The sequence below is a fragment of the Pelomicrobium sp. genome (assembly GCF_036803785.1).
Taxonomy (GTDB): Bacteria; Pseudomonadota; Gammaproteobacteria; order Burkholderiales; family UBA6910; genus Pelomicrobium.
Genome location: NZ_DAIRTR010000154.1, coordinates 1 through 6,374, shown reverse-complemented (window position 1 = coordinate 6,374; position 6,374 = coordinate 1). Strand labels below are relative to the sequence as shown.

General features: G+C 62.4%; 5 protein-coding genes. 3 read left to right on the top strand and 2 right to left on the bottom strand.

Translation table 11 applies throughout. The features are described 5' to 3' along the window. Nucleotides 1-199 precede the first annotated feature (199 nt). Nucleotides 200-1,441: a reverse transcriptase domain-containing protein gene (locus tag V7Q81_RS13890; protein ID WP_333844395.1), complete on the top strand. Its 1,242-nt coding sequence runs from the start codon at nt 200-202 to the stop codon at nt 1,439-1,441. A gap of 585 nt (nt 1,442-2,026) precedes the next feature. Here V7Q81_RS13890 and V7Q81_RS13885 read toward each other — a convergent pair. Then, nucleotides 2,027-2,611, bottom strand: a complete 585-nt coding sequence (locus V7Q81_RS13885; protein ID WP_333844392.1) for an N-acyl amino acid synthase FeeM domain-containing protein — start codon at nt 2,609-2,611, stop codon at nt 2,027-2,029. Between the two features lie 406 nt (nt 2,612-3,017). Continuing rightward, nucleotides 3,018-3,848, bottom strand: coding sequence for an outer membrane lipoprotein-sorting protein (locus tag V7Q81_RS13880; protein ID WP_333844389.1), 831 nt, complete (start codon nt 3,846-3,848; stop codon nt 3,018-3,020). On the opposite strand from V7Q81_RS13880, the gene V7Q81_RS13875 reads away from it, so the two are divergent. Together V7Q81_RS13875 and V7Q81_RS13870 are read left to right on the top strand one after the other, a co-directional pair. After that, the gene (locus V7Q81_RS13875; RefSeq protein WP_333844386.1) at nt 3,847-4,605 is read left to right on the top strand and encodes an ABC transporter ATP-binding protein; all 759 of its coding nucleotides are present in this window, start codon (nt 3,847-3,849) and stop codon (nt 4,603-4,605) included. The genes V7Q81_RS13880 and V7Q81_RS13875 overlap by 2 nt on opposite strands. Further along, nucleotides 4,580-6,374, top strand: a 1,795-nt coding sequence (locus V7Q81_RS13870; RefSeq protein WP_333844383.1) for a DUF1302 family protein, incomplete at its 3' end; no start/stop codon positions are given. The genes V7Q81_RS13875 and V7Q81_RS13870, both read left to right, overlap by 26 nt.

The window sequence follows — 6,374 nt, the reverse complement described above, 5'->3', positions numbered from 1 at the left end:
AGCACACCAAACAGTTAGGAGGCTGCAAACGCGTATTGCGAAGGCAGTCAGGGAAACTCCACAGCCAAGGTGGTAAGTGAACTGCCGGCTCCTGTCACAAGGGGCTTTGCAGAGGCTTGAGCCGTATGCGGGGAAACTCGCACGTACGGTTCTTAGGGGGCGGGGCGGCAGTAATGCCGTCCTGCTACCCGACAGACCCATGCGGGCAAGTCGAGACGCCGTGGGACAGTGCTTCATAGTACTTGCCCAACGCGACTCGGCCCAAGGGATCCTTGACGCTGACATCTCAGGATGCTTTGACAATATCAGTCACGACTGGTTGATCACCAACATCCCCATGGACAAGGTGATTCTCCGGAAGTGGCTGAAATCCGGCTTTGTCTGGCACAACCAGTGGTTCCCAACGGAAGCGGGCACGCCGCAAGGCGGTATTATCTCGCCCACGTTGGCGAACATGACCTTGGACGGAATGGAAAAAAAGCTGCGGGAACACTTCGGTGGACCTAGCAGCAAAAAAGCCCAGAAGTGCAAGGTCCATCTGATCCGATATGCAGACGACTTCGTGATAACCGGCGCCTCGAAAGAGGTTCTGATGGAAGCGAAGTCTCTGATCGAGGAATTCCTAAGGGAACGGGGCTTGAGCCTCTCCCCGGAGAAAACCAAGATCGTGCATATCGAAGAAGGCTTTGACTTCCTCGGATGGAATGTACGCAAGTACGATGGGAAACTTCTCATCAAGCCTGCGAAAAAGAACGTGCAAGCGTTCCTGCGGAAAATCCGGGCGATTATCAAGGCCAACAAACAGGCGAAGCAGGAAAACCTGATAGCCATGCTCAACCCGGTTATCCGGGGATGGGCCAACTATCATCAAAACCAGGTGGCGAAAGAAACCTTCAACAAGGTGGACACTGTCATCCGGAAACAGCTTTGGTCATGGGCCTGTCGCAGACACCCAAACAAAGGTGCAAAGTGGGTCAAAGACCGATACTGGAGACGGGAAGCTTTCGCAAGAGAGCAAATCGTCGAAGGGGAAGTCATGACCAAACACTACACCAGGGACTGGGTGTTCGCAACGACGGTGAAGGATGCACGAGGTGAAGAGAAGGTGTTGAGGTTGGTAAAAGCCGCCGACACGCCGATCCGACGCCACGTCAAGATCAAAGCGGAAGCGAATCCCTACGACCCGAAATGGGACGCGTACTTTGATGAACGTTTTGCGTTCATGATGTACGCAGACCTTAAGGGAAGGAGGAAACTGCGGACGCTTTGGTTCAAGCAGGAAGGGAACTGTCCGGAATGCGGAGAGAAAATTACGAAGGAAACTGGATGGAATATCCATCACGTCCTTCCGAAATCTCTCGGCGGAACGGACTCAATCTTTAACCTGCAACTCCTTCACCCGAACTGCCACAGACAACTCCACAGCCAAGGTGGTAAGTGAACTGCCGGCTCCTGTCACAAGGGGCTTTGCAGAGGCTTGAGCCGTATGCGGGGAAACTCGCACGTACGGTTCTTAGGGGGCGGGGCGGCAGTAATGCCGTCCTGCTACCCGACAAAACGCCCGCTCCGTTCTCGTATTCGGTGGAATAGGCCCACGCCTTCAAAATCTCCCCTCCTGAGGAAAAAGCGCGGGGCCCCGACGCCGGAGCTGAGCTCCCCGTGGTGGTCCATTGGGTGATGATCCCCGCTTGGGCGACACTGGCCGCAGTCCACAAGAGTGCAGCCAACCCGTGCTGGATCCAATTTTTGGAATGGCGAGACCTTTGCATGGATGTTTTCTCCTCTTTTGAACACGACCCCCAAGTGTCCCCAGTGGGGAGCAAGCTCCATACCGACAAATATGCTCTTCGAAATCAGATGCTTTTTTTCCCTACCGGCGAGTCGGTCTTAAGACCGTAAGGTCTGCCGACAGATTGGGGCCTGGAGCCGGGGCCGTCGCCGCACCGTCGAGCAGAAAAGCCGTTGGACGAGACGCCTGCCCGTGGCCCAGGGGACGACGGGCGGAGGGGAGAGTCGGTTGAGGGATTCAGGCGGCCTGGGATGATGGACGGGCCAGGCCCATGCGCCGGTCGAGTTGTGAAAGCTCCAAGTGCATGAGGACCGAAGGAGCCTCGACCCGGGGACACATTTTCGGTTCACCGAGCGGGCGGAAATCGAATGCCCGTTCGTAGAAGGAAACGTGACGGGGATGGACCTCGATGAAGACATCGGTCGCCCGGTGCACAAGCCGCCCGATCAGGTAGGCCGAATGCACCAGGACAGCGAGGGCCGATCGGGAGGCTTCGCCGGTGTCCACCGCGAGCCGGATCAACTCACAGACGCGGCCTCCTTGGGCACGAATCGCGTCCACCGCGCAGCGATGGGCCTCGTCCACCGAAAGCCCGGCGCTGGAGTCGAGCCCCAGAGTCAATGTGCCCACGGCACGCCTACCCTGCAGGGCCAGCAAAGTAACATGGCGATAGAGGCCTTCCGAGGAGCCTACCGCTGGCGGCTCCGCGAGGAAGGACGTGCGGTACCCGCGCCGGGCATAGTTCTGGCGGATAAGGGTGATGGCGGATTCGTGCTCGTGCTGAGCGCGGGCCACCACCACCTTGAGGGGCCCCGAGGGCATTCGCGAAAGTGCCTCCTGGGCTCCGGAACGGGACCGCTCACCCTGTTGCCCTTGTCCTGAACGCCGGGCGCGGAATGCGGCAAGAAAAGACTCCGAAGAAACAAAGGAAACCCTGCTCGGGACCGCCGACAACAGCCCCCATGCTTCGTATGGCGCCATGCGGTGCCACCCCTCCCCTAGGCCCGAGTATCAATGCTATCCCGCAGGGCAAAAACCGGGCCACCAAGAACGGAAGCTTATCGTTCAATGCGTTAGAGCTCGGATGGCTAAGTCGCTGGTCCGTCTTGTGTCGCCGATCGGAGACAGTCAAAACTTCTTGGTAGGCCATAAGCCGGTGCGAGCCTGACCCACTCTCGTTCGTCTCTTTGTCGTCAATCGACGACAGACGGCAACGAAATCCGTCTCGTCATAGTCGCTTGAGATAATCCTTGGTAAAAACCTTGTCCGGCAGCTCCCGTAGCTTCATGTGGGTGTACTCCAAGACCGAGACCTCCCCCTCCCGCAGGGCATCCCGCATGACCAGCCGGGTCGGCCGAACGCGCCCCGCCATGGTCTGGAAAGCCTCGTAACGGCAGGTCTTGAGCAGCCGGTCCGACACGGAATAGAACTCCGCCTGGTAGGGAAAGAAATTCCCCTTCTGCACCCAGTAGATCACCTTGTGGTAGGTGACCGCCCGATCCACGGCGTTGAGCTCCAGCACGTAGTAGTCTTTCCCCTCGATCGTCTCTTCTCGCAAGAGTCGCGGCGTGTAATCTCCCGTGAAGTTGGCCCGGGCCAGATCTCCATTGGCCACCTGGCCTGTCAGGCGCTGGGACAAGGAAAGCCGCACCGGCTGGGAAACGTTGGGGAGGAATACCCACAGGTCCCGCTCCCGCATGAGCAGGATCTGGCCGCGCTCGGAGGCGGGCTCGGTCACCATCACGATGGTCTTGTCATTGCCCTTGGACAGGACGCGGTACTTGCGACTTTCGGTGAGGGCACCATCGCGGGTGGTGGTGATGGCCACGTCGACTTCAAACCCCTCCTGGGGAAACCGGATCGCGTCGGCCTTTTCCACTATACTACGGGCAACCGCCTCGGCGTCCGTAGAAGGGGAAGCGGCACCGAAGGCCACGGTTGTCCCGGCGAGTGCCGGCATGCAGGCGAAGGCCGTCGCCGCGAGGGCGCGAGCCGCGAGCGCGGACATCATGCGCTCGAACGACCGCAACCGAGAGACGAGCGTTTCCCACCCTGCCATGAGCGTCGTCCTGGTCGAGCACGTGACCAAAATCTACCGACTGGGTACGCAGACGGTCAAGGCGCTAGAGGACGTGTCCCTAGCGATCGAAGCGGGCGTTTTCATGGCCATCGCCGGGCCCTCCGGGAGCGGAAAATCCACCCTGCTCAACCTGATCGGCTGCATCGACACGCCCACCGAAGGACGAGTTATCATCAACGGTCACGACGTGACCGGGAAAACGCCCGACCAGCTCGCCGGGTTGCGCGCCCGCACCATCGGGTTTATCTTTCAGACGTTCAACCTATTCCCGGTGCTCACGGCGGAAGAAAACGTGGAGTATCCCCTGCTCCAGTTTCCGGAGCTCTCCCGCAAGGAGCGCAAAGCGCGGGTTGCCCATTTCCTCGAGATGGTGCAGCTTAAGGAATTCGCCCGTCATCGCCCCAACCAGCTCTCCGGCGGTCAGCGCCAGCGGGTGGCCATTGCCCGGGCCTTGGCCACCCACCCGAGCATCGTGCTGGCGGACGAACCCACGGCCAATTTGGATCATCGCACCGGCAGCAGCATCCTGGAGCTCATGCGGACCATCAACCGCCGGCTCGGCACCACCTTCGTCTTCTCCACCCACGATCAGAAGGTGATGGACATGGCCGATCGCCTGGTGCAGATCGAAGACGGCCGCATCACCCGCCTCGCGGTGCGCGCCGGCGATCGGTGGGTCGCCGTGGACGCCCTCCGGCGGGGAAGTGCCCTTGACCTGGCGGGGAGGTCCCATTAAGCGACGCGGCGCTTTCAAGGCGCTCGCCAGGCTGGCGGTCTGGGGCCTGGCCGGCCTGGCTTGGGCCATGCCCGACACCGAGACGCGGGCCGCCCTAGAACGGGAAGCCTGCAGGGAGGGGAGTGAAACGCACCGACCCGACGCCGAGGCCGCGACGCGCCATGGGCTGCCTCCCGGCTATCCCCTCACGCTGGGCAGTTGGGCGGCGAGCCGAGCCGTCGAGTGTGGGAACCGAAGCGAACCGCATCCTCCAGTGCAGGCCTCTGCCCGCACGCCAAGCCCTTCCCCAGGGGCTGCTTTCCCAGCCCACGAGGCCGAGCGATCCTCGCCCCTGTCCCCTCTTTTACCGGAGCGGGCTCCTGTGGAGCTCACTGCCTCGCCCCCGCTCTCCATCGCTCGCGACCGTCCCCGATCCGGTGATGCTCGACTCCCGATTGCGAGCGCCACAGACGCAGCGCTGCGGCTCGCCCAGGCCGAAGCTTCGAGCATGCAGGACGCGGGCGCGCCCCTGCCCCTCAGCCGGGAGGCCCTCTTCGGACTGGCGCCGGCGGAGGAAAGCGCTCCCCGCCTCAAGTGGGGTGGGTTCCTCGACGCCACCCTCGCCTACACCTACGGCAAACCCTCCCACTGGTCCCGAGCGGTGGCGCGCGCCCAGCTCCAGGCCGAAGGGCGCCTGGGGGGCGGCGTGCGATGGAAGGCGGGCGCCCGGGTGGACGCGGATCCGGTTTATTTCGCCTCCGACTTCTACCTGCCCCAGGTCAAGGAAGATCAGCGCCTGGACGCTTTCTGGCGGGAAATCTACCTGGATTTCCCCCTCGCCGGATGGGAGTTGCGCGTCGGCGCGCAGAACATCGTCTGGGGCGAGGTGGTGGGGCTCTTCTTTGCCGACGTGGTCTCGGCGCGGGACCTACGGGACTTCCTCCTGCCCGGCTTCGATGTCATCCGCATTCCCCAATGGGCGGCGCGGGCGGAGTATTTCGCCGGGGACGCCCACCTGGAACTGGTGTGGATTCCCGTGCCGGTGTTCGACGATATCGGCAAGCCCGGCTCGGATTTCTATCCTGTGCCCCTGCCCTCGCCGACACCGCCGGAAGCCGCGGCGCTATTCCTGGGTCCGGAGCGCCCGGCCCGCACCCTTGGCAACGGCAACTACGGGCTTCGCTTCAACACCCTCACCGCTGGCTGGGATTGGTCGTTGTTCTATTACCGGAGCTTCAGCGCCCATCCCACCTTCTACCGCCTGGCGCCCGCCGCGCCCGGGCTGCCCGCCCGGTTCCAGCCCCGCCACGACCGCATCTGGCAGCTCGGGGGCACCCTGAGCAAGGACCTGGGTGCGTTCGTGCTGCGTGCCGAGGCAGTCTACACCCACGGTCAACGCTTCAGCGTTGCCGATCCCACGATCCCCGACGGGGTGGTGGAGCAGGAGAGCCTGGACGTCATCGCTGGCGCGGACTTCTCCCTGGGGAAGGACACCCAGCTCAACGTGCAGGCCTTCCAGCGTACCTTCCTGGACGGTGGAGGCGGGAACCACACCCTTAAGACCGATGGGTTCGGCGCGAGCCTGCGGCTCACCACCCAACTGGGAAACCGCCTCGAGCCCCAGCTTCTCTGGATCCAGAGCTTCAAAGACGCGGGCGGGCTCATCCGTCCACGCCTCAATTGGCGCCTGGAAAAAAACACCACCCTGGGCGTCGGGCTCGACATCTTCACCGGCCCGGCCGACGGCTTCTTCGGCCGCTATGGAAATCGGGACCGGATCTACACCGAGC

What these genes read in the sequence shown, in the direction of transcription:
- V7Q81_RS13880 (WP_333844389.1), bottom strand. Translation starts at nt 3,848, where the DNA reads ATGGCAGGGTGGGAAACGCTCGTCTCTCGGTTGCGGTCGTTCGAGCGC.
- V7Q81_RS13875 (WP_333844386.1), top strand. Translation starts at nt 3,847, where the DNA reads ATGAGCGTCGTCCTGGTCGAGCACGTGACCAAAATCTACCGACTGGGT.
- V7Q81_RS13890 (WP_333844395.1), top strand. Translation starts at nt 200, where the DNA reads ATGCGGGCAAGTCGAGACGCCGTGGGACAGTGCTTCATAGTACTTGCC.
- V7Q81_RS13885 (WP_333844392.1), bottom strand. Translation starts at nt 2,611, where the DNA reads ATGCCCTCGGGGCCCCTCAAGGTGGTGGTGGCCCGCGCTCAGCACGAG.